Here is a 20892-nt window from a genome sequence, read left to right as displayed (position 1 = left end):
GTGTTGGAAGCAGACCGCCTAGCGTACCGCCAACAGCACATGCTCGCTGGCGCCCCTGTGCGTCACAGCGCCGCGCTTTGCGTGAGCGCCGGCCCGAACTTGAAGTAGTGGTCCACCAGTAGCGCGGCAAACAAAATCGACAGATAGATGATCGAGTAGCGGAAAGTCTTCTGCGCCAGTGCGTCGGAATACTTGCGGTACATGCGCCACGCATACGAGAGGAAGCCGAAGCCCAGCACCAGCGCGGTCACCAGGTAGATGTAGCCGCTCATGCCGTAGACGAACGGCAGGATGGTCGCGGCGATCATGATGAGCGTGTACAAGAGGATATGCAGCAGCGTGTATTTCTCGCCGTGCGTGATCGGCAGCATCGGTAGACCCGACTTGGCGTAGTCTGCGCGGCGGTACAGCGCGAGTGCCCAGAAGTGCGGCGGCGTCCAGGTAAAGATAATCAGCACCAGGATCCACGCCTCGGCCGGCACGCTGTTGGCGACGGCCGCCCAGCCCAGCGCCGGCGGCATCGCCCCCGAGAGACCGCCGATCACGATGTTCTGCGGTGTGGCCGGCTTGAGCAGCAGCGTGTAGATGATCGCGTAGCCGATGAAGGTGGCGAACGTCAGCCACATCGTCAGGTCGTTGGCGAATACGTGCAGCGTCCACATGCCCGCGCCGCCCAGCACCAACGAGAACACCAGGATCTGCCGCGTGCCCAGTTCACCGCTTGCCGACGGGCGCCAGGCCGTGCGGCGCATCATTGCATCGATCTTGCGCTCGACCAGGCAGTTGATGGCGAAGGCGGCGCCGGCGAACAGCCAGATGCCGACCGCGCCGCCGATCAGCACCGACCACGGGACCATGCCCGGCGTGGCCAGGAACATGCCGATCACGGCGCAGAACACGGCGAGCTGCGTGACGCGCGGCTTGGTCAGCGCCGCATACTGCGATGCGGTCGTTCGCCAGCCAGGAAGTTGAGTGGAAGTTGTTGGGGTTGCCACGGTATTCATAAAAAACGGTCAGACGGCATTCAGACGACGGCAGCCGCCACAGGCATCGGCGCCCGCGCCTGCGCGAGCCCGATCAGGTAATGCAGACGCACCATCAGCAACAGCAGCACGGCCGCGCCGCCGTTGTGCGCCACGGCGGCCAGCAGCGGCCACCCCAGCACGATGTTCGAAAGCCCGGTCGCCAATTGCACGGCCAGCACAACGAGCAGCACCGTCGCGACACGGCCGAGGCCGCCAATGCGACGTGCGCGCGCACCGAGCCACGCCAGGTAGCTCAGCACAACGACTGCAAACACCCGGTGCGTCCAATGGATGGCGACCAGCGCATCGTGCGAGATGAAATCGCCGCCGGCGGTCTTGCCGAGCTGGCGCCAGAATGTGAAGCCGTGTGCAAAGTCCATCGGCGGAACCCACTGGCCGTTGCACAGCGGAAAATCGGTACAGGCCAGCACAGCGTAGTTCGTGCTGACCCAGCCACCCAGGGCAATCTGCACAACGAGCAGCACGAGCCCGATGGCCGCCGCCATGCGCAACGAGGCGCCGCGCTCATCGACCGCACGCGGCGCGTCGTTCTTGCTGCCGAGCCAGATCAGCGCGGCGAGCAACGACATGCCGAGCAGCAAGTGCGTCACTACGATGGCCGGCTGCAGCTTGAGCGTGACCGTCCACGCGCCAAAGGCGCCTTGCACACACACCAGCGCCAGCACCGCCGTTGCATACCAGGGAGACTGCTTCAGCTCCTTGCGCTTGACCCACGCCAGCACCACCAGCGTGATGATCAGCACGCCCAGCGCGAGCGCGAAGTAGCGGTGCGTCATCTCGATCCACGCCTTCATCCACGTGACGGGGCCGCTCGGCAAGGCGGCCTGTGCGGCATGGATGTCGTCACGGGCGTGGAACGGGTTGGAGGTGCCGTAGCAGCCCGGCCAATCCGGGCAACCGAGGCCTGAATCCGTCAGACGCGTGAAGCTGCCGAACATGATCAGGTCGAGCGTGAGGAACGCGGTGATCCACACGAGCTTGCGGTACTTGTTGCGATCCCCCTTGACTAGCACGTAGCACAGCGGGATCAGCGCGATCAGGATGCCAATGGAAGCAAGTTGCAGCAGCATGGCTTATCCGATGCGCGAATACTTCAAGAGCCGCGTCATGTCTGCGCGCACCTTCTTCGGATCCGGATCTTTCGGGAACTGCATCATCAGGTTGCCGAGCGGATCGACCAGGAAGAGGTGGTCTGTGGGCGGCGTCTTGCCGCCGGCAAGCCAGTTCTTAGGCAGATCGGGCGCGCGCAGGAAGCGCACGGCACCGTAATCGTCGTTGTAAGCCTTGATGAGGCGCGGGTCGATCTCCCCCCGGTCGGTCACTAGCCAGACAGGGACGATACGGTCGCGGTCCGGGCCCTGGCCGATGCGCAGCTGGCGCATGGTGAACAGCTTGCGCGCGCAGTTGTCGTCGCAGGCGCTGCCATCTACGGACACCATCAGCCATTTGCCCTTGAGGCTGGCGAGCGGCACTTCAGCGCCGTGCTCGTCCTGCACCATCAGACCGGTCGGAATGGGGCGCTGCGGATCGACCAGCGCGCCGTACGCCGCCTTGCCGCCGGCGGGGGTGAAGACGTAATACGCAAGGTACGACGCGATTACCGGAGAGGCGCACACCAGCAGCAGGAACAGCATCATCAAGCGGCCGCGGCGTGTGCGCGCGTCGATGCGCGGGTCTTCGGACGACCCGAGTGTGCCCGGCGCGCCGGGTGCAGATTCCTGATTCACCATGTGATTCCCAATACATTCAGCTGCGGCACTAAGCCGCAACGCGAGTTCGTATTCAGGCAGGCTCGGAGGTGCCTGCCAAGCGGCGATAACGCCGCACGCTGTAGAAGACCATCAGCCCAAGCACTGCCGCCGCCATCGCAAACCATTGGAATGCGTAGCCGTAATTGCGCTCAGCGCCCAAGTCTGCGCGCGGCCAATCGCGCAACAGGCCGTCCTCCACGTCGGACTGCTGCTGCACCACGAAGGGTTGGAGCGGCACGCCGATTTCGCGCGAGAAAGCGTCGAGGTCGATATTCTGCCTAAGTCGCTGGCCAACTTCATCAGCGCCGTCCTTGCTGCCCAGACTGAAGACCCGGCTGGCATGCGGCACCGCCATCCCTTCGACCTGCACTTCGCCCGCCGGCGTGGTGTATGGCGCGATGCGCGTGCGATCGGCGGGATCGCGCGGCAACCAGCCCCGGTCGACCAACACGGCGCGCCCGCCCGCACCTTCCAGCATCAGCGGGATGAGCACCTCGAAACCCGGGCGCGATACGTCGTTGGTGACGTGCGGGCGGTTCTCGAGCAGCACCGTGTGCGCCACGTCGAACGTTCCACGCAGCAGCACCGGCCTGTACATTACTGAATCTGCTGTCACCGGCTGAGCTGTGATGCGCTGGGCGGGCGCATTTTCCAGCGCCATAATGCGGGCTTGGCGCTCGATGCGCTCGTGCGCACGCGAAAGCTGCCAACGCCCCAGCAAGCTCGTGAGCGCGATCAGTGCCACACCTGCCAACATCGGCACAGGCGCAAACCAGCGTCGCATCGGTACGCGCTCGGTCATTGCGCGGCCTCGGTGAGATAATGCCCGGCAGCCATTTCCAACCCGTCATTGCCCAACCGGCAACCCTCCATGCGCATCGTCGTTGCCATTGCGTTTCTGCTGATCCTCGGCAGCCTTGCCTCCGCGCTGTTCTTCCTCATGCGCGACAAGGGCCACAGCAACCGGACCGTTCGATCCTTGATGTTCCGCGTCGGTTTCTCGATCGCGCTGTTCATCTTCATCCTGGTCGCCAATCGGTTGGGGTGGATCCACAGCACCGGCATCCAATTCGGCCAGTAGCCACGGCAAATCCCTCACGCCAGAAAAACGAAAACGCCGCAGCGGTGTCCCGTCTGCGGCATTGTCTTCACCTGTCGTGGGCCGGGCTACGGGGCGGCGCTGCGCTGCCCCATTCCCATGCTGTCTTACAGCCAGTACACCACCACGTACAGGCCCAGCCACACCACGTCCACAAAGTGCCAGTACCACGCGGCGCCTTCGAATGCGAAGTGATGCTCCGGCGTGAAGTGGCCCTTGATCACACGCCCCAGCACCACCGACAGCATGATGGCGCCCATGGTCACGTGGAAGCCATGGAAGCCCGTCAGCAGGAAGAACGTCGAACCGTAGATGCCCGAGGTCAGCTTCAGGTTCAGTTCGTGATAGGCGTGGATGTATTCGAACGCCTGGAAGCCCATGAACGTAAAGCCCAGGAGGATCGTCAGCAGCAGACCCTGGATGACCTGCGCGCGCTTGCCTTCACGCAGCGCATGATGTGCCCACGTGAGCGTCACACCGGAGGTCAGCAGCAGCGCCGTGTTGATGGTCGGGATCGGCCACGGGCCCATCGTCGTGAACGGTGATACCGTGCCGGCGGGGCCAGCGTTCGGCCATAGCGCGTTAAAGTCCGGCCACAGCAGCTTGTTGTTCAGATCGCCCAGCCACGGCATGGCGATCGTGCGGGCATAGAACAGCGCGCCGAAGAACGCCGCGAAGAACATCACTTCCGAGAAGATGAACCAGCTCATCGACCAGCGGAACGAGGCATCCACGCGGTCGCCGTACTTGCCGGTCTCGGATTCGGAGATGGCGTCGGCAAACCACGCGCGCAGCACAAAGAGGAACCACAGCAGCCCGACCAGGAACGTCCACGGGGCCCACGGCTGGGCATTCACCCATGCAGCGGAGCTCAACAGCACGATCAGCAGGCCGAGGCTTGCCGTAATCGGATGCCGCGAGGGCCCGGGCACGAAGTAGTACGGAGCGTTTGCTCGATTCGCACTCATCTCTTTTTCTCCAGCTCTATTTTTTTAAGAATCCACTCGATATTGCCCGGCCCATGCTGCGGGGCCGTCTCCTCAACCTGCTCAATCCTCAACCGACCACGGCTCGCACGATCAGCAACAACACAACCACAAAGATCACCGCCGCCAGAATGCCCGCCACGATCACGTGCACCGGATTCAACTGCGCCATGTCACGGTCGTGGTCGCGGCCTTTGCGCACCCCGAAGAAGGACCAGAACACCGCCTTCATCGTCTGTGCGAATGATGCGCGCCGCTTGGTCGCTTCCTTCAGGTCGTCCATGTCCTCACGTTCCCTTGTTCGGCATCGCCGGCGCAATGACCGACGGCGCGTGGATTTCAAAGAAAGTGTAGGACAGAGTGATCGTCTTCACGTCCTTGGGAAGATCCGGATCAATCACAAACACCACCGGCATCTCGCGTGATTCGTTGGCCGTCAGCGTCTGCTGCTTGAAACAGAAACACTCGATCTTCTTGAAGAACTCGGTTGCCTGCTTGGGCGCGTAACTCGGGATGGCCTGCGCCTCCACCGTACGCCCCTCCTTGTTCACCACCTCGTAGACGATCTGGCTGATCTCGCCGGGGTGCACATCCATGCTGTTCTTGACCGGGCGGAAGCGGAACGGCCCCTGGCTGTTCGAATCGAATTCCACCGTGATCGTGCGCGTCTTATCGACCTGGGAGTTGCGCAGCGCGCCGCCATCCTCATCACGCGTGTTCAGCACGTTGATGTTCGTGATCTCGCAGATCTTCTTGTACAACGGCACCATCGCGTAGCCGAAGCCGAACATGATCGCGACCACGACGGCCAGCTTGCCGAGCATGGAACGGTTCAGGCCGCGCTCGAGAGCTTTGTCGTTTTGGGTCGGGTCCGGCTGCGCCGGTGTCTGGCTCATAGGGGTCTCGCGAAATCTCGGTTCAGCGACCAGCGCGTCGCTTGCCCGGCTAGCCGCCGAACACCACGCGCTTGAAAATCACACCCAGAAAGAAAACCAGCGCGATCGTGCCGAGGATCAACCCCAGGCGACGGTTGGCAGCGCGTTGCTCGGGCGTTGGGCTTTTTTCTGGATTCGACATCGTTTGTCCGGAGGATCGCGGAGCCGGCACTCGCCAGCCCCGCAACACCTGCATTACTTCACGTGCGGCGGTTCTTCAAAGGTGTGGAACGGCGCCGGCGACGGCACGGTCCACTCCAGGCCTTCCGCGCCATCCCAAGGCTTGTCGGCAGCCTTCTCGCCACCGCGGTACGACGGCAGCACCACGAAGAAGAAGAAATACACTTGCATCAGACCGAAGCCCAGAGCTCCGATCGACGCGATCGCATTGAAATCGGCAAACTGCTGCGGGTAGTCCGCATAGCGGCGCGGCATGCCTGCCAGGCCCAGGAAGTGCATCGGGAAGAACGTGAGGTTGAACGTGATCATCGAACCCCAGAAGTGGATCTTGCCGCGCGTCTCGCTGTACATGTAGCCCGACCACTTCGGGCCCCAGTAGTAGAAGCCCGCGAACAGCGCGAACAGCGAACCAGCCACCAGCACGTAGTGGAAGTGCGCCACCACGTAGTAGGTGTCCTGCAGCTGGATGTCGATCGGGGCCACGGCCAGGATCAGGCCCGTGAAGCCGCCCACCGTGAACACGAAGATGAAGCCGATCGCAAACAGCATCGGCGTCTCGAACGTCATCGAGCCGCGCCACATCGTGGCCACCCAGTTGAAGATCTTCACGCCGGTCGGCACCGCAATCAGCATCGTCGCGTACATGAAGAACAGCTGTCCGGTGACGGGCATACCGGTCGTGAACATGTGGTGTGCCCACACGATGAACGACAGGATGGCGATCGACGCCGTGGCATACACCATCGAGCTGTAGCCGAACAGCGGCTTGCGCGCAAAGGCCGGCACGATCTGGCTGACGATACCGAACGCCGGCAAGATCATGATGTACACCTCGGGGTGCCCGAAGAACCAGAAGATGTGCTGGTACATCACCGGGTCACCGCCGCCGGCTGCCGAGAAGAAGCTCGTCCCGAAGTGGCGGTCGGTCAGCACCATGGTGATCGCGCCTGCCAGCACCGGCATCACGGCGATCAGCAGGTACGCCGTGATCAGCCACGTCCAACAGAACATCGGCATCTTCATCAGCGTCATGCCCGGCGCGCGCATGTTCAGGATGGTCACGATGATGTTGATCGCGCCCATGATCGACGATGCGCCCATGATGTGGATCGCGAAGATCGCCATGTCCATGCCCGGGCCCATCTGCACCGACAGCGGCGCGTAGAGCGTCCAGCCGGCAGCGGTGGCCCCGCCCGGGGCAAAGAACGAGCCCACCAGCAGCAGTGCCGCGGGCGGCAACAGCCAGAAGCTGAAGTTGTTCATCCGCGCAAACGCCATGTCGGAGGCACCCACCTGCAGCGGGATCATCCAGTTCGCGAAGCCCACGAAGGCCGGCATGATGGCGCCGAACACCATGATCAGGCCATGCAGGGTGGTGAACTGGTTGAACAGCTCCGGATGGAAGAACTGCAGGCCGGGCTGGAACAGCTCAAGGCGGATCAGCAGGGCCAGCGTGCCGCCTGAAAGCAGCATCATGAAAGAGAACAGCAGGTACAGCGTACCGATGTCCTTGTGGTTGGTCGCGAACAGCCAACGGCGCCAGCCGTGCGGATGGTCGTGCGCGTGGTCGTCTCCATGACCGTGCGCGTGATCTTGCGGGTGCGTAACAGCGGTGCTCATCGAGGAACTCCTAGGTTCGGTTCGTCACGCAGACGATCAATCAGCCAGCGTTGCGGTCTTCGGCCGCATTCGCTTGTTTGGATGCCACCTTACCGGCGGATTCAGTTGCAGCGGTCTTGGCAGCCCCACCTTCGGGCATCTTGCCGCCGCGCGCATCCTTCACTTGCGTCGGCTGCAGCAGGTCACCGGTATGGTTACCCCAGTTGTTGCGCTCGTAAGTGACGACGGCAGCGATTTCGACATCGTTCAGCGCCGAAGCCCAGGGCGGCATCGCGCCCTTGCCGTGCAGCACGATGCCAACGTGGTCGGCCAGCGGGCCATTGGCGATCTTCGAGCCATCGAGCGCCGGGAACGGACCACCGCCCTTGCCGTTCGGCTGGTGGCAGACCGCACAGTTGGCGGTGTAGATCTTCTCGCCGCGCGACTTCAGCTCTTCCAGCGTGTAAGTCTTGTTCGGGTCATCGGCCTTAGCGGCCATTTCCTTCCTCTTGCCGTCGACCCACTTGGTGTAGTCGTCCTGCGAGAGCACGCGCACGACGATCGGCATGAAGGCGTGTTCCTTGCCGCAAAGCTCGGCGCACTGGCCGCGATAGACGCCGACCTTCTCTGCCTTGAACCATGCGTCGCGCACGAAGCCCGGAATCGCATCCTGCTTCACGCCGAACGCCGGGATCATCCACGAGTGGATCACGTCGTTGGCGGTCGTGACGATGCGCACCTTGCGGTTGACCGGCACGACCAGCTCGTTGTCGACCTCGATCAGGTACGTGTTCGACTTGGGCGCCTGGTTGTTGATCTGGTCGCGCGGCGTGGTGAGCGTGGAGAGGAACGAGATGCCCTCGCCTTCGCCCTTCAGGTAGTCGTAACCCCACTTCCACTGGTAGCCGGTGGCCTTGATGGTGAGGTCGGAGTTGGTGGTGTCCTTCATGGCGACCACGGCCTTGGTGGCCGGCAGCGCCATCCCGATCACGATCAGGAACGGCACGATGGTCCAGATGATTTCGACCGTGGTGCTTTCATGGAACGTCGCCGGTTTGTGACCGACCGACTTACGGTGCTTGAAAATGGAGTAGAACATCACCCCGAAAACACCGATGAAGATCACGATACAGATGATCAGCATCATCCAGTGCAGCCAATGGATCTCGGCGGCGATCTTGGTGACCGGAGGCGCGAGATTAAGCTGCCGCACTGCGGGGCCGCCTGGCATGTCTTCCACTGCCAGGGCCGTTTGACTGAGGGCGAGGAGGGAGCCTGCCGCCAGCAAACTTGCCAATGTCTTATTCAACATTTTCATTTTTTATCTACCCAATTGACAGATTCCACTCTGCCCCGGTGCGCGGCTCATGAGACCTGGGTTGGTTGCCCGTGTCCCAAACACCGGGAAAGCTCGTCCGCAAGCTTGCGCCGCCTGGCGCTCACCTGCTGGATCACGCGCGCGCCATCTTCCGGCCAGACGTGCCCGTAATCGGAGGCGTGGCGGGCATAGTACAGCAATGCCCATCCGAGAATCGCGACCTCCAGCCCCGCATCAGGCAACACCAATCACGCGACTTGCCAGGCAGAAAACCAAGCGATTACGAACGGGGGAATGACGACCAAGGGGGTGGACCAGCCAATCTGGCGGGTTGAAAGCGAGCAGTTTCGCTTCATGAGCCAGTTCTTGCGCGGCGATTCCGAGATGGTGGAGGCGCCGCATGCTGGGTGGAGCGCGGTTTCAATGTCGTGCATTGAACCACTCCTGCCTCGGATGCATACCCGAACGGTTCGCCCGTGGCAAAAAACGGGATAGGCCTTTGGGGGACTGCTGCGACAAACTGGCGCATTATATGGCCGCGATTGACCCCGAACAAGGTAAAGCGCCTTTATGCAAGTCCCGGCTTGACAAGGCCGAGCCAATGCCGTTCCCGCACTAAAAGCGCTTCAGGCGCGCGGTTTGCGACCGACCTGATCGATCGGGATCATCGCCCTTCCCTGCTCGTCCAGCGCCTGCCGCTGGGTGGGCGCAAGCTTCCAGGCGTGGCCGTAGACGATTTCGAAGGTCAGCGGAATCAGCCCATCGGGATTGCGTTGCGCGTCGAGTGCGTCGAATAGTCGCTGGCGCCAGCGGGGCGTGTGCAGGCCGGCGCCCGAGAGACTGTGGCCGGCTTCGTCCGTCAAGCCGGCCATGCCGCCCAGCAAATGCACATCGGCCAGCAACGCCTGCGGCGTTTCGTAGGTGATCGTGATCTGCTCCATGTCCATGACGGGTGTAGACCAGCGGCTGTGCACCAGCATGTCGCCAATGTCGTGCATGTCGACAAAGCGCAGCGTATGGACGCCCGCGTCGATGCCGGCCAGGGCGCTGCGCAGCTCGCGCAGGGTATCCGGACCGAACAGGCTGAACATCAGCAGGCCGCCTTCCGTGGTGATGCGGTGCCACTCTGGAAAGATCGCGTGCGGCGCCGGGTCCCAGTGCAGCGCCAGGTTCGACCACAGCAGGTCGAACGACGCGCCAGCAAAGGGCAAAGCGCGAAAGTCCGCCTGGGCAAAGTCAAAGACCGGCCGCTTCTTCAGCAGCCTGCCGAGCCATCCGGCGTCAGTGCGCTGCGGGTCGAGTTTCTGCGCTTGCGCCAGCATGGCGGACGACCAGTCCACCCCGCAGATCTGCGCATCCGGATATTGCGCACGCAGCACCGCCAAGCCTTGTCCCAGACCGCAACCCAAATCCAGCGCGCGGACAGGCGTGGCCTTGATGTAGGACAGCCGGTCCTGCATGCGACTGCCCACTTCGCGCAGCAAAAAGTCCACGTCGGCGAAACGCGCGGCGCGGCGATCGAAGGCGCGCCGCAAGGCGGCAGGGCGAGCAAGGACGGGATCAGACATCGACAAGGCGGGACGGAACACTGCGGTCGCCAAGTATACCGGCCCGCAGTTTGAGGCGCCGTCTGATAGCGCAGAAGCCGCAAATCGGCTTGGATAGCGGCTTTTTGCATGCATAAACACGCGTTATCGGCATGGTTTCGGGCAGGACTGCGCCATTTGTTGCCATGCGCCTGCGCGCTTTGCGGCGCGGTTCAGGGCGACCTGGTGTGCAACGGCTGCACGGGCGACCTGGCCTCGCATCTGCACAGGCGGCGCTGCATCCAATGCGCCATTGCACTGGATGCCCGGCACGCCGCCCGGCATTGCCGCACATGTTTGGCCGGCGCGCCCGACTTTGACGCGACCGTTGTCATCGCCGACTACGCCTGGCCGCTCGACCACCTTGTCACTGGATTGAAATTTCGGGCGCAATTGCCATTGGCAGATTGGCTGGCAGCCCAATTGGGCAACGCACTCGCGGCGGCGCCGGGCGACCTGCCGGACATGCTGCTGCCAGTGCCGCTTTCGCCGGCCCGCCTGCGCTCGCGCGGCTACAACCAGGCATGGGAGGTTGCCCGCCGGATCGCCCGCCGATTGGACATTCCGGCCCACGCCGGCGCCCTGCAGCGTGTGCGCGACAACGTCGCGCAGGCCACGCTGGATCGCGCCGAGCGGCTGGCCAACCTCCACGGCGCATTTGTCGTTGCCGAGCCGGCGCGCATCGCGGGGCGTCACATCGGCGTCGTTGACGATGTGATGACCACCGGCACGACCCTTGGCGAGATCGCCACGCAGCTCAAACGCGCCGGCGCGACCCGCGTCACCAACGTTGTCGCCTTGCGTACGCCTTGATCACGTGCTTGTGCGACATTGTGTCGCGCTGTTTGTGCCAAGCTGTGGCGGGGTGACAACCCTTCCCAATGTGGATAAGCTCGCCGCCGAAATTCCTCCTGCCGCCCGGTCATGTTCAACGTCGTCCTTGTCGAACCCGAAATTCCGCCCAATACGGGCAATGTGATCCGCCTGTGCGCCAATACGGGCGCGCAACTGCATCTGATCGAACCGTTGGGTTTTCCGCTCGAAGATGCCCGCATGCGCCGCGCCGGCCTCGATTACCACGAGTACGCGACGATGCGCGTGCATGCCGATTGGGACGCCTTCCTGCGCGATGCGCAGCCCGATCTCACGCGCATGTTTGCGCTCACCACGCGCGGCTCGACGCCGTTTGCCAGCGTGGTGTTCCAGCCGGGCGACTGGTTTGTCTTCGGGTCGGAAACACGCGGGTTGTCGGAGGAGCGGCGCGAGTGGTTTCCCGCTTCTCAGCGGATTCGCCTGCCAATGCGGCCGGACAACCGCAGCCTGAATCTATCGAACACCGTGGCAGTGGTGGTGTTCGAAGCGTGGCGGCAGAACGGGTTCGCGGGCGGCGCCTGAGCCTGACGCGCCCCTTGATTGCGGCGTGACTAGCGTGCCGATTCGGATTTGGCGTCGCGCTGCAGCAGACGCTCGACCGCCTTCGCAGCAGGAAGCCCTTCGAACAGGACTTCGCAGACGGTAAAGGTGATCGGCATGTCCACGCCCTTGGCGCGCGCGAGCGCCGCAACGGCACGCGCACAACGCACGCCTTCGGCGACGTGACCGAGGCTGTGCAGGATGTCGTCGAGCGTGCGGCCCTGCGCAAGCTGCATCCCGACCGTGCGGTTGCGTGACAGATCGCCGGTGGCGGTCAGCAGCAGATCGCCCACGCCAGTCAGCCCCATGAATGTTTCCAGCCGACCACCGAGCGCCAACCCCAGGCGCGTCATCTCGGCCAGCCCGCGCGTGACCAGTGCGGCGCGCGCGTTCAGCCCGAGGCCCAGGCCGTCGGCGGCGCCTGTCGCAATGGCGAGCACGTTCTTAACGGCACCGCCCACTTCCACGCCGACGAGGTCATCGCTTGCATACACGCGCATCGCGTGATGGTGAAAACCGCGCTGCGTGAGCTTGCACAGCGCATCGCTGGTCGAGGCGACCGTCATGGCGCACGGCAAACCCTGCGCGACTTCCTTGGCGAAACTCGGCCCCGACAGCACCCCGACAGCGAGGTCGGTACGGCCAGACGCCTTCAGCACATCGGCGACGATGGCGTGCGGCAGTGCGCTGGTTTCGGGGTCGAACCCCTTGCACAGCCAGATCACGTTGCGCACGCCGCCGTGCGCGGCAATCGTGCGGGTCAGGTCAGCCAGCCCGGCGACAGGTGAAGCGATGACGGCGAGCGCGTCGTCGCCCGCCGCATGGTCGAGCGCGGCTTGCAGATCAGCAGAAAAATGCAACGACGCCCGCAGCGTCATGCCCGGCAAATACGGCGCGTTGATGTGTGTGGCGGCCATCTGCGCGACGAGGTTCGCGTCACGCCCCCACAGCATGACGTCGTGCGATTGCGCGGCGTGGCTGGCCAGGGCAGTGCCCCAGGCACCGGCACCCAAAACGGAAATTCGCATGCGCGTGTTCAACATCGGTCAGGCAAAGGTCGAGCAACAGGTCGGGCAAAAAAAAGCCCGCGCAAGCGTGCGGCTGGCGCGGGCCTCTGGCGCAGTGCGCCTCGTACTTAGTGGGTGGCCTTCGAGCCGTCCGGCATCACCAGACCAGCGCCACCGGCTTGGCCTTGCTGCTCCATGGCAGCGGCCAGGCGTTGTTCGTACAGCGCCTGGAAGTTGATCTCGGCCAGGTGGATCGGCTGGAAGCCGGCGCGGCCGATGGTGTCGGCAATGTTCGAGCGCAGGTACGGGTACACGATGGTCGGGCAGGCGATACCCAGCAGCGGGTCCATCTGTTCGGCCGGCACGTTGCGGATATCGAAGATGCCAGCTTGCTTGGCTTCCACCAGGAACGCCACCTTCTCTTGCACCTTGGTCGTCACCGTACCGATGACGGTCACTTCGAACACGCCTTCAGCCAGTTGCGAAGCGGCGACGTCGACCTGCACTTCCACGGACGGCTGTTCCTGCTCGAGAAAGATGTGCGGCGAGTTCGGTTGCTCCAGCGACAGGTCCTTCAGATAGACGCGCTGGATGTTGAAGAACGGCTGGCCATCCTGGCCCGGTTGCTGCTGTTGCTGGTCGCTCATGACTCGCCTTCAAATGGGATGTGGACAGTGCTTGGCGGAAGCGTCCGCCGCGCAAGACGCGTATGGTACATGACCAGATGGTGCCCGCTATGAGAGCCGGCCTGAAAGTACAACGCCCGGTCTAAGCCGGGCATTTCTGTGTGGTGCGCAGTCCGCCAAATCAGGCTGCCAGCAACGGAACCAAGCCACCTTCGCGGTCCAGCGCAGACAGATCGTCGAAGCCGCCGATGTGGCGCTCGTCGATGTAGATCTGCGGAACCGTGCGGCGGTTCGTGCGCGTCATCATCTCTTCGCGCTTTCCGGGTTCGCGGTCGATCAGGATCTTCTCGATCTGCTCAACACCGCGCTGCTTCAGGAGTCGTTCCGCTGCCACGCAATAGGGGCAGACGGTGGTGCTGTACATGACCACGTGCGCCATAACTTCAACCTCGTTTCTTTATTTCACAACCGGAAGGCCAGCTTGTTGCCAGGCGGCCAATCCGCCCTCCAGCGAATACACCTCACTGTAACCGGCCTGCCTCAGGACTGCTTGGGCCCGCCCAGCGCGCTGGCCGGTCTGGCACACGAGGATGATGGGGGTCTCTTTGTTCTTTGCAAGCCCGGCAGCCTTGCCTGCAAGCTCCCCAAGCGGCGCGTGCTTGGCTTGCGGCAGATGGCCGGCGGCGTATTCAGCGTTTTCACGCACATCCACCACCACGGCATTGCGGCGATTAATGAGCTGGGTGGCCGCCGAAGCACCTACCTTGGCGCCACCGCCGCCCGCAATGCGGCGCTGGATGGGCGCCCAGAGCAGCAGCAGACCCGAAACGATGGCGACGGCAAGCAGTGCGAGGTTGTTGTAATCGGCGAAGAACTTCACGGTATCGGTTTCCTGGGATGGGTCGAGCAAGTCTACTGGGCGAATATCAGCCGAACGATTCGGGGGCCCAATGCCCGCGGCATTATAAAATAGTTGGTTTCAGCGGCTGCACGATGACGTACGACACGTCGCCACAGCCCCGCGCAGGTTTTCTCACTTCTCATCATGGCAGTCATGCATAAGCTCGTCCTCATCCGCCACGGCGAATCGACGTGGAATCTGGAGAACCGTTTCACCGGCTGGGTCGACGTCGACCTGACCGACACGGGGGTCGCCCAGGCCCGTCAAGGCGGCAAACTGCTGCGCGAAGCCGGCTTCACGTTCGATCTGGCCTACACCTCGGTGCTCAAGCGCGCGATCCGCACGCTCTGGCACGTGCAGGACGAAATGGACCTGATGTGGATCCCGACCCGCAACGAATGGCGTCTGAACGAGCGTCACTACGGGGCGCTGTCGGGCCTGAACAAGGCAGAAACCGCCGCGCAATATGGCGACGAGCAAGTTCTCGTCTGGCGCCGCAGCTACGACACGCCGCCGCCCGCGCTGGAGCCCGGCGCCGACAACGACGCCTTCGGCAACCCGCGTTACGCGGGACTTACGCGCGAGCAGGTGCCCCTGACCGAATGCCTGAAGGACACCGTCGCACGCGTCATGCCGCTGTGGGAAGAATCGATTGCACCGGCCATCAAGAGCGGCAAGCGCGTGGTGATCGCCGCGCACGGCAACAGCATTCGCGCGCTGGTGAAGTACCTGGACGGCATCTCCGACGCGGACATCGTCGGCCTGAACATTCCCAACGGCACGCCGCTTGTGTATGAGCTGGACGCCAACCTCAAGCCGATCCGCCATTACTACCTGGGCGACCAGGAAGCGATTGCCGCGTCGCTCGCGGCGGTGGCCAGCCAAGGCAAGTCGAAATAAACCGTAACGGGCGCTGCGGCACTCCAACGCCTTTATACTGTCGAAGCCTGTAGCCCGGGATGTGCGCGAGCCGTCCCGGGCCATGTTTATCTACTGTTCCCACGTCCACGCTCGACACATGCGAACTTCGCTCAAGAACATCAGCTTGATCGCCATCGGCCTCGTCACCGGGGTCCTGGCGACGCTCCAGCTCTCCGCCACCGCGCAAAACGCGACGGTCGGCCCGCTCCCGCTGGAAAAGCTCAGGCTCATGGCGGACATCTTTGGCCAAATCAAGCGTGAATATGTCGAGCCGGTGGACGACGACAAGCTGCTGACCGAAGCCATCAAGGGCATGGTCGCCAGCCTCGACCCGCATTCGGCTTACCTGGATAAGAAGGACTTCCAGGAGCTGCAGGAAGGGACCCAAGGCCGCTTCGCCGGTCTGGGCATCGAGATCTCGCAGGAAGAAGGTCTGGTTAAGGTCATCAACCCGATCGAAGACACCCCCGCCTTCCGCGCCGGCGTGCAGCCGGGCGACCTGATCACCCGCATCGACGACAAGCCCGTGCGCGGCATGCCGCTGGAGCAAGCCGTCAAGCGCATGCGCGGTGCCCCGGGCACGAAGGTCACGCTGACCATCTACCGCAAGAAGGAAGAGCGCACGTTCCCGCTGACCATCACTCGCGCCGAGATCCAGGTGCAGTCGGTCAAGGCAAAGATGCTGGACAACGGCATTGCCTGGGTGCGCATTACCAGCTTCCAGGAACGTACTGTGCCGGACCTGGCTAAGAAGCTCAATGACCTGGCGAAACAGGACCCCCACCTCAAGGGCCTGATCCTGGACCTGCGCAACAACGGCGGTGGCGTGCTGCAGGCAGCAGTTGGGGTGTCGGCTGCATTCCTGCCGCCGGACGCGACGGTGGTGTCGACCAACGGCCAGGTGCCAGATGCCAAGCGCACGTACAAGGCGACCTTCGCAAACTACCGCTTGAGCAACTTGGATTCCGACCCTCTGGTGGGCCTGGATCCCGAGTTCAAGACCGTGCCGATCATCGTGCTGACCAACGCCTACACGGCTTCGGCCTCAGAAATCGTGGCCGGCGCGCTGCAGGATCATCACCGTGCCAAGACGATGGGCAAGACGACCTTCGGCAAGGGCTCGGTGCAGACGGTGCGTCCGCTGTCGAACGACACCGGCATCAAGCTAACCATCGCCTACTACTACACGCCGTCGGGCAAGTCGATTCAGGCCAAGGGCATCCGCCCGGATATTCCGGTTGACCAGAACCCGGACGGCGACCCGGACGACGCGCTGATCACGCGCGAAATCGACACCGAACGCCACCTGCACAACAAGCAGGAATCGGAAGAAGCCGAGATGACCGAGCGCGAAAAGCGCCGCGTTGAAGAGCTGCGTCGCCTGGAAGAAGAAAACGCCAAGAAGACGCCCGAGCAGCGCGAGAAGGAGCGCAACAAGAAGCCGATCGAGTTCGGTTCGGCCGAAGATTTCATGCTCCAGCAAGCCCTTGCCGACCTGAAGGGTCAGCCGGTCAAGCGCTCGAAGTCGGTGCTGGAAGCCGCGGCTGCCGCGGTGCCGGACAAGGCGGTGAAATCGCCGGCGGCCAAGGATTCTAGCGCCCCGGCCAAGCTGCCCAAGGGCAAGGCCACACCGGCTTCCGAGCCGACTGCACCGAAGCCCAATGTTCCGGCCAGCGGCGTGCAGCCTGCGCCGGAGCCCACCGGCGCACGATAAGACACCTGCCGGCAAACACTGGCAAACTTACGAGGCCGTGCACTGCACGGCCTTTTTCATTGCACCACCATGAACGACGATCAACTGCTGCGCTACTCGCGCCATATCCTGCTCGACGAAATCGGCATCGAGGGGCAGACGCGCCTGCTTGAAAGCCATGCGCTTGTCATCGGCGCGGGCGGGCTGGGCGCTGCGGCCCTGCCGTATCTGGCGGCGGCGGGCATAGGCACGCTCACCATCGTCGACGACGACACGGTGGACCTGACCAACCTGCAGCGCCAGATCATCCACACAACGGAATCGGTCGGGCAGCCGAAGGTGGCATCCGCGCAGGCGGCCATCGCCCGGCTGAATCCCGACGTGCGCGTGCATGCCGTGCAGCGCCGGCTCGATGCGGATGCCATCGGCGCACGCCTTGATGGCGTGAGCGTGGTACTGGACTGCTCCGATAACTTCGGCACTCGCCAGGCCACCAACCTTGCCTGCGTGCGGGCTGGCGTGCCGCTGGTGTCGGGCGCAGCCATCCGTTTCGACGGACAGATCAGCGTGTTCGACAGCCGCGCCGGCGGCCCCTGCTACGCCTGCCTGTTCCCACCCGACGAGCCCGCGCCCGACGTGGCGTGCGCAACGATGGGCGTGTTCTCGCCGCTGGTGGGCATGGTGGGTACGGTGCAGGCCGCCGAGGCACTCAAGCTGATCGCCGGCATCGGCAGTTCGCTTGCCGGCCGCCTTCTGATGCTCGACGGTTTAACGATGGAATGGACGACGATGCGCATCGCTCGACAGCCGTCCTGTCCGGTCTGCGGGGGCATGCACTGACGCGCCGGTACACGCACGACAAAAAAGGAGGCCGAGGCCTCCTTCTTTTTTGCGGCTGACGAGCCTTATTCGCCCTCAGGCTCCATCTGCGATTGCAGGTAGTTCTGAATGCCGACCTTGTCGATCAGCTCAAGCTGCGTTTCCAACCAGTCGATGTGCTCTTCGGTGTCGTCCAGGATGTCGACCAGAATTTCGCGGCTGACGTAATCCTTGACCGATTCGCAGTAGGCAATGCCCTCGACCACGGTGCCGTGTGCTGCGCGCTCAAGCTTCAAGTCGCATTCGATGATCTCTTTCGTGTCCTGGCCGATGAAGATCTTGCCCAGGTCCTGCAGGTTGGGCAGGCCGTCGAGCATCAGGATGCGCTCGATCAGGCGATCGGCATGCTTCATCTCGCCGATCGACTCCTTGTATTCGTGGTCCCCGATGCGCTTGAGCCCCCAGTGGCCGTACATGCGCGCGTGGAGGAAATACTGGTTGATGGCGGTCAGCTCGTTCTTGAGCTGGGCGTTCAGATATTGGATGACCTTCTTATCGCCTTTCATTCTTGGGGCTCCAGCAAAGTGCAACTGCGGTGATGGACGCACGCACGCGTCCGTTCAAGGCGAGCCCCGTGCCTGACTAGAAAGCAACAAATGCCACCGAGGCTCAGCGCCTGGGCGGCAATTCGCGGCGACAGGAAAAGACGGGAGATCAGGCAGCCAATGCACCAGCCACGATGGCCTGATCATTGGCGACGGGCTCGTCGCGACGTTCGATTATGGCATGCGTGCTGGCACGGCCCAAGGTCTGGTCGACAGGGATGCAGCTCACCGCCTCGGCGAGCACCTGCTTGGCGCAGTCCCGGCATTGTCCGCAGCACGTTCCCACGCCGAGCGTTTCGGCGAGTTCGTCCATCGTCGACACGCCCAGACGGGCGGCGCCATGGATTTCGCGGTCGGTCACTTGGTTGCAAATACAGACGTACACGGGATTCCTCCGCAGCGCTCAGAACGCGCTGTGGAACCAGAATAACAGAGAATGGAAATGAGAACAATTCTTGTTCTACCCCATTTCGTGCGGAGGGCCATGCAGGTGCATGTGGGCCGTCTTTTCAGAGAAAGACGTGCAATTTCAGTCACTTAGAGCGAGGTCATGCCCGTGGAAGGCGATGCGCCGGTGCGACACTCGGTGCAGCCGGCGCTTTTGAGATGCGCGCATCAAGCCCGCGCCAGCGCGCCGAGCGCCTCTTCGATTTCGGCCGGCTCGCAGGCGTGCAGCAGGCGGTCGGCCTCGCGCATCAAGCGCGGGCGGTCCGAGCGCAGGATCTGCTGCTTGACACTCAGCAACTGCGACGGATGCATCGAGAATTCGGTGAGGCCCATGCCGAGCAGCAGGCGCGTCATGGAAGCGTCGCCCGCCATCTCGCCGCACACGGAAACGGGCTTGCCCGCCTGATGCGCTTCGCGGATGGTGCGCGCGATCAATTGCAGCACCGCTGGATGCAGCGGGTCGTACAGATGCGCGACGGCGTTGTCGGCGCGATCGATGGCGAGCGTGTACTGGATCAGGTCGTTCGTGCCGATCGAGAGAAAATCCATGCGGCGCAGGAACACCGGCAGGATCAGCACGGCGGCCGGTATCTCGATCATGGCACCGACCTTGATGCCCGGATCATAGGCCAGGCCGTCGGCGTCGAGCGAAGCCTTGGCGCGTGCCAGCAATTCGAGCGTCTGGTCGATTTCGCGGGCGTGCGCAAGCATCGGCACGAGAATCTTGATCGGCCCAAACGCAGATGCCCGCAACAGCGCACGCAACTGCGTCAGGAACATCGCCGGCTCTGACAGCGACCAGCGGATCGCCCGCAAACCCAGCGCCGGATTGGGCGCGGTCTCGAACACGTCGTCGCGGATGTCCAGCGGCTTGTCGGCACCGATGTCGATGGTGCGGATGGTGACGGGCAGGCCCATCATCGATTCAACGGCGGTACGGTACGCGCGGAACTGTTCTTCCTCGTCAGGTAGCGCGCCACGACGGTTCATGAAGAGGAATTCGGAGCGGAACAGGCCCACGCCCACGGCGCCGGCTTTGACAGCGGCAGCCGCATCTTCGGGCATTTCGATGTTCGCCTGCAGTTCGATTTGCGTACCGTCGAGTGTAACGGTAGGCGTATGACGCAGACGTTCGAGACGCTTCTTCTGCAGCTCGCCTTCGCTGCGGCGGTGGCGGTATTCCTCAAGGATGGACGTGCTCGGATCGACAATGACGATGCCGTTGTCGCCGTCAATGACGACGATGTCATCCTGCCGAATCAGCGTACTCGCGTTATGCACACCTACCGCCGCCGGAATGTCGAGGCTACGCGCCACGATGGCGGTGTGCGAGGTGCGGCCGCCCAGGTCGGTCACGAAGCCGGCGAAGGTCTGGCCGCGGAACTGCAGCATGTCGGCCGGCGCAATATCGTGCGCGACGACGATCATGCCGGCATCCGGATCGCAACCAACCGCCACCGGAGCCGGTGCCAACGCGGGCGCGCCGGCCAGTACCTTCAGAATGCGTTCAACCACCTGCTCGATGTCGGCCTTGCGCTCGCGCAGGTATTCGTCTTCGATTTCACCGAACTGGCGGATCAGCTCTTCAAGCTGCGTTGTGAGCGCCCACTCTGCGTTGTAGCGTCGCTGGCGAATCAGCGTCTCGGGCACCTGCGAGAGCAACGCGTCATCCAGAATCATCGCGTGCACATCGAGGAAGGCGCCCATCTCTTCGGGCACATCGCTGGGGAGGTCGCGCTTGAGTGCGGCCAGTTCGGAGCGCACGGTGGCGCGGGCACTGCGCAAGCGCTCGACCTCGGCGTCAAGCTTGTCTTCGTCGACCAGGTAGTGCGACACATCGAGCGCCGCACGCGCCAGCATGTGGGCGCGGCCGATGGAGATGCCGCGCGAGACCGGAATACCGTGAAGGGTAAAAGGCATAGACGCTGGCCGGAGCGGCGTTGAAGTGGAGTGCGGCGGG

At 63.4% G+C, this 20892-nt stretch carries 25 protein-coding genes; 6 read left to right on the top strand and 19 right to left on the bottom strand.

Going from position 1 to position 20892, the window contains the following annotated elements; translation table 11 throughout:
- Nucleotides 1-62: 62 nt before the first annotated feature.
- Genes cyoE through ACUXH0_RS12845 form a run of 4 tightly spaced genes read right to left on the bottom strand, consistent with a single transcriptional unit; the run spans nucleotide 63 to nucleotide 3599 of the window.
- The gene (cyoE, locus tag ACUXH0_RS12860; protein ID WP_009239200.1) at nucleotides 63-1004 is read right to left on the bottom strand and encodes a heme o synthase; all 942 of its coding nucleotides are present in this window, start codon (nucleotides 1002-1004) and stop codon (nucleotides 63-65) included.
- A gap of 20 nt (nucleotides 1005-1024) precedes the next feature.
- Nucleotides 1025-2116: a COX15/CtaA family protein gene (locus ACUXH0_RS12855; RefSeq protein WP_182594056.1), complete on the bottom strand. Its 1092-nt coding sequence runs from the start codon at nucleotides 2114-2116 to the stop codon at nucleotides 1025-1027.
- 3 nt (nucleotides 2117-2119) lie between these two features.
- Nucleotides 2120-2776 (bottom strand): SCO family protein, encoded by a 657-nt coding sequence (locus ACUXH0_RS12850; protein WP_182594057.1) that lies wholly within the window; start codon nucleotides 2774-2776, stop codon nucleotides 2120-2122.
- 52 nt (nucleotides 2777-2828) lie between these two features.
- On the bottom strand, nucleotides 2829-3599 hold the full coding sequence (locus tag ACUXH0_RS12845; protein WP_024973706.1) for an SURF1 family protein: 771 nt from the start codon (nucleotides 3597-3599) through the stop codon (nucleotides 2829-2831).
- Nucleotides 3600-3668: 69 nt separating this feature from the next.
- On the opposite strand from ACUXH0_RS12845, the gene ACUXH0_RS12840 reads away from it, so the two are divergent.
- The gene (locus ACUXH0_RS12840; RefSeq protein WP_004633471.1) at nucleotides 3669-3878 is read left to right on the top strand and encodes a twin transmembrane helix small protein; all 210 of its coding nucleotides are present in this window, start codon (nucleotides 3669-3671) and stop codon (nucleotides 3876-3878) included.
- Between the two features lie 125 nt (nucleotides 3879-4003).
- Here ACUXH0_RS12840 and ACUXH0_RS12835 read toward each other — a convergent pair whose 3' ends face one another.
- The 8 genes from ACUXH0_RS12835 to ACUXH0_RS12800 all read right to left on the bottom strand — a co-directional run bounded on the left by ACUXH0_RS12835 (nucleotide 4004) and on the right by ACUXH0_RS12800 (nucleotide 10482).
- Nucleotides 4004-4864, bottom strand: coding sequence for a cytochrome c oxidase subunit 3 (locus ACUXH0_RS12835; RefSeq protein WP_004633473.1), 861 nt, complete (start codon nucleotides 4862-4864; stop codon nucleotides 4004-4006).
- A gap of 88 nt (nucleotides 4865-4952) precedes the next feature.
- Nucleotides 4953-5165 (bottom strand): DUF2970 domain-containing protein, encoded by a 213-nt coding sequence (locus ACUXH0_RS12830; RefSeq protein ID WP_004633475.1) that lies wholly within the window; start codon nucleotides 5163-5165, stop codon nucleotides 4953-4955.
- Between the two features lie 4 nt (nucleotides 5166-5169).
- Complete coding sequence (locus ACUXH0_RS12825) at nucleotides 5170-5778, bottom strand: cytochrome c oxidase assembly protein (protein WP_004633477.1); 609 nt, start codon at nucleotides 5776-5778, stop codon at nucleotides 5170-5172.
- Nucleotides 5779-5827: 49 nt separating this feature from the next.
- A complete protein-coding gene (locus ACUXH0_RS12820) occupies nucleotides 5828-5959 on the bottom strand; it encodes a cytochrome oxidase small assembly protein (protein WP_009277177.1) in 132 nt (43 codons plus the stop codon).
- A gap of 53 nt (nucleotides 5960-6012) precedes the next feature.
- Nucleotides 6013-7617 carry a cytochrome c oxidase subunit I gene (gene ctaD / locus ACUXH0_RS12815; protein WP_004633481.1) on the bottom strand — a complete coding sequence of 535 codons (1605 nt, stop codon included), beginning with the start codon at nucleotides 7615-7617 and terminating at the stop codon, nucleotides 6013-6015.
- 40 nt (nucleotides 7618-7657) lie between these two features.
- The gene (gene coxB, locus ACUXH0_RS12810) at nucleotides 7658-8914 is read right to left on the bottom strand and encodes a cytochrome c oxidase subunit II (protein WP_182594058.1); all 1257 of its coding nucleotides are present in this window, start codon (nucleotides 8912-8914) and stop codon (nucleotides 7658-7660) included.
- A gap of 248 nt (nucleotides 8915-9162) precedes the next feature.
- Nucleotides 9163-9348, bottom strand: coding sequence for a hypothetical protein (locus ACUXH0_RS12805; RefSeq protein ID WP_137911034.1), 186 nt, complete (start codon nucleotides 9346-9348; stop codon nucleotides 9163-9165).
- Between the two features lie 192 nt (nucleotides 9349-9540).
- Complete coding sequence (locus ACUXH0_RS12800) at nucleotides 9541-10482, bottom strand: methyltransferase domain-containing protein (RefSeq protein ID WP_137911035.1); 942 nt, start codon at nucleotides 10480-10482, stop codon at nucleotides 9541-9543.
- 108 nt (nucleotides 10483-10590) lie between these two features.
- Between ACUXH0_RS12800 and ACUXH0_RS12795 the strand changes: the two genes are divergently transcribed.
- Together ACUXH0_RS12795 and trmL are read left to right on the top strand one after the other, a co-directional pair.
- Complete coding sequence (locus ACUXH0_RS12795; protein WP_009239207.1) at nucleotides 10591-11313, top strand: ComF family protein; 723 nt, start codon at nucleotides 10591-10593, stop codon at nucleotides 11311-11313.
- Nucleotides 11314-11424: 111 nt separating this feature from the next.
- Entirely contained in the window at nucleotides 11425-11895 is a 471-nt protein-coding gene (gene trmL, locus ACUXH0_RS12790; protein ID WP_137911036.1) for a tRNA (uridine(34)/cytosine(34)/5-carboxymethylaminomethyluridine(34)-2'-O)-methyltransferase TrmL, read from the top strand.
- 29 nt (nucleotides 11896-11924) lie between these two features.
- Here the strand turns inward: trmL and ACUXH0_RS12785 are convergent, their stop codons facing one another.
- From ACUXH0_RS12785 to ACUXH0_RS12770, 4 genes are all read right to left on the bottom strand, one after another.
- Nucleotides 11925-12941 (bottom strand): NAD(P)H-dependent glycerol-3-phosphate dehydrogenase, encoded by a 1017-nt coding sequence (locus tag ACUXH0_RS12785; protein WP_024973709.1) that lies wholly within the window; start codon nucleotides 12939-12941, stop codon nucleotides 11925-11927.
- A gap of 107 nt (nucleotides 12942-13048) precedes the next feature.
- Nucleotides 13049-13567: a protein-export chaperone SecB gene (secB, locus tag ACUXH0_RS12780; protein WP_024973710.1), complete on the bottom strand. Its 519-nt coding sequence runs from the start codon at nucleotides 13565-13567 to the stop codon at nucleotides 13049-13051.
- A gap of 160 nt (nucleotides 13568-13727) precedes the next feature.
- Complete coding sequence (gene grxC / locus ACUXH0_RS12775; protein WP_004633497.1) at nucleotides 13728-13985, bottom strand: glutaredoxin 3; 258 nt, start codon at nucleotides 13983-13985, stop codon at nucleotides 13728-13730.
- An 18-nt stretch (nucleotides 13986-14003) separates the two neighbouring features.
- Nucleotides 14004-14426 (bottom strand): rhodanese-like domain-containing protein, encoded by a 423-nt coding sequence (locus tag ACUXH0_RS12770; RefSeq protein ID WP_137911039.1) that lies wholly within the window; start codon nucleotides 14424-14426, stop codon nucleotides 14004-14006.
- Nucleotides 14427-14600: 174 nt separating this feature from the next.
- On the opposite strand from ACUXH0_RS12770, the gene gpmA reads away from it, so the two are divergent.
- The 3 genes from gpmA to ACUXH0_RS12755 all read left to right on the top strand — a co-directional run bounded on the left by gpmA (nucleotide 14601) and on the right by ACUXH0_RS12755 (nucleotide 17901).
- The gene (gpmA, locus tag ACUXH0_RS12765) at nucleotides 14601-15347 is read left to right on the top strand and encodes a 2,3-diphosphoglycerate-dependent phosphoglycerate mutase (protein WP_024542061.1); all 747 of its coding nucleotides are present in this window, start codon (nucleotides 14601-14603) and stop codon (nucleotides 15345-15347) included.
- Between the two features lie 118 nt (nucleotides 15348-15465).
- Complete coding sequence (locus tag ACUXH0_RS12760; RefSeq protein ID WP_024973711.1) at nucleotides 15466-17082, top strand: S41 family peptidase; 1617 nt, start codon at nucleotides 15466-15468, stop codon at nucleotides 17080-17082.
- Between the two features lie 69 nt (nucleotides 17083-17151).
- Complete coding sequence (locus tag ACUXH0_RS12755; RefSeq protein ID WP_182594059.1) at nucleotides 17152-17901, top strand: HesA/MoeB/ThiF family protein; 750 nt, start codon at nucleotides 17152-17154, stop codon at nucleotides 17899-17901.
- Between the two features lie 65 nt (nucleotides 17902-17966).
- Here the strand turns inward: ACUXH0_RS12755 and bfr are convergent, their stop codons facing one another.
- The 3 genes from bfr to ptsP form a co-directional block, all read right to left on the bottom strand.
- On the bottom strand, nucleotides 17967-18446 hold the full coding sequence (gene bfr, locus ACUXH0_RS12750; protein ID WP_004637092.1) for a bacterioferritin: 480 nt from the start codon (nucleotides 18444-18446) through the stop codon (nucleotides 17967-17969).
- 148 nt (nucleotides 18447-18594) lie between these two features.
- Entirely contained in the window at nucleotides 18595-18870 is a 276-nt protein-coding gene (locus ACUXH0_RS12745) for a (2Fe-2S)-binding protein (protein WP_004637090.1), read from the bottom strand.
- 230 nt (nucleotides 18871-19100) lie between these two features.
- On the bottom strand, nucleotides 19101-20852 hold the full coding sequence (gene ptsP, locus ACUXH0_RS12740) for a phosphoenolpyruvate--protein phosphotransferase (RefSeq protein WP_004637088.1): 1752 nt from the start codon (nucleotides 20850-20852) through the stop codon (nucleotides 19101-19103).
- Nucleotides 20853-20892 lie beyond the last annotated feature (40 nt).

The sequence above is a fragment of the Ralstonia sp. 110700041-2 genome (assembly GCF_056280165.1).
Note: the sequence above shows the minus strand (reverse complement) of the source record. Positions and strands in the feature narration are given on the sequence as shown.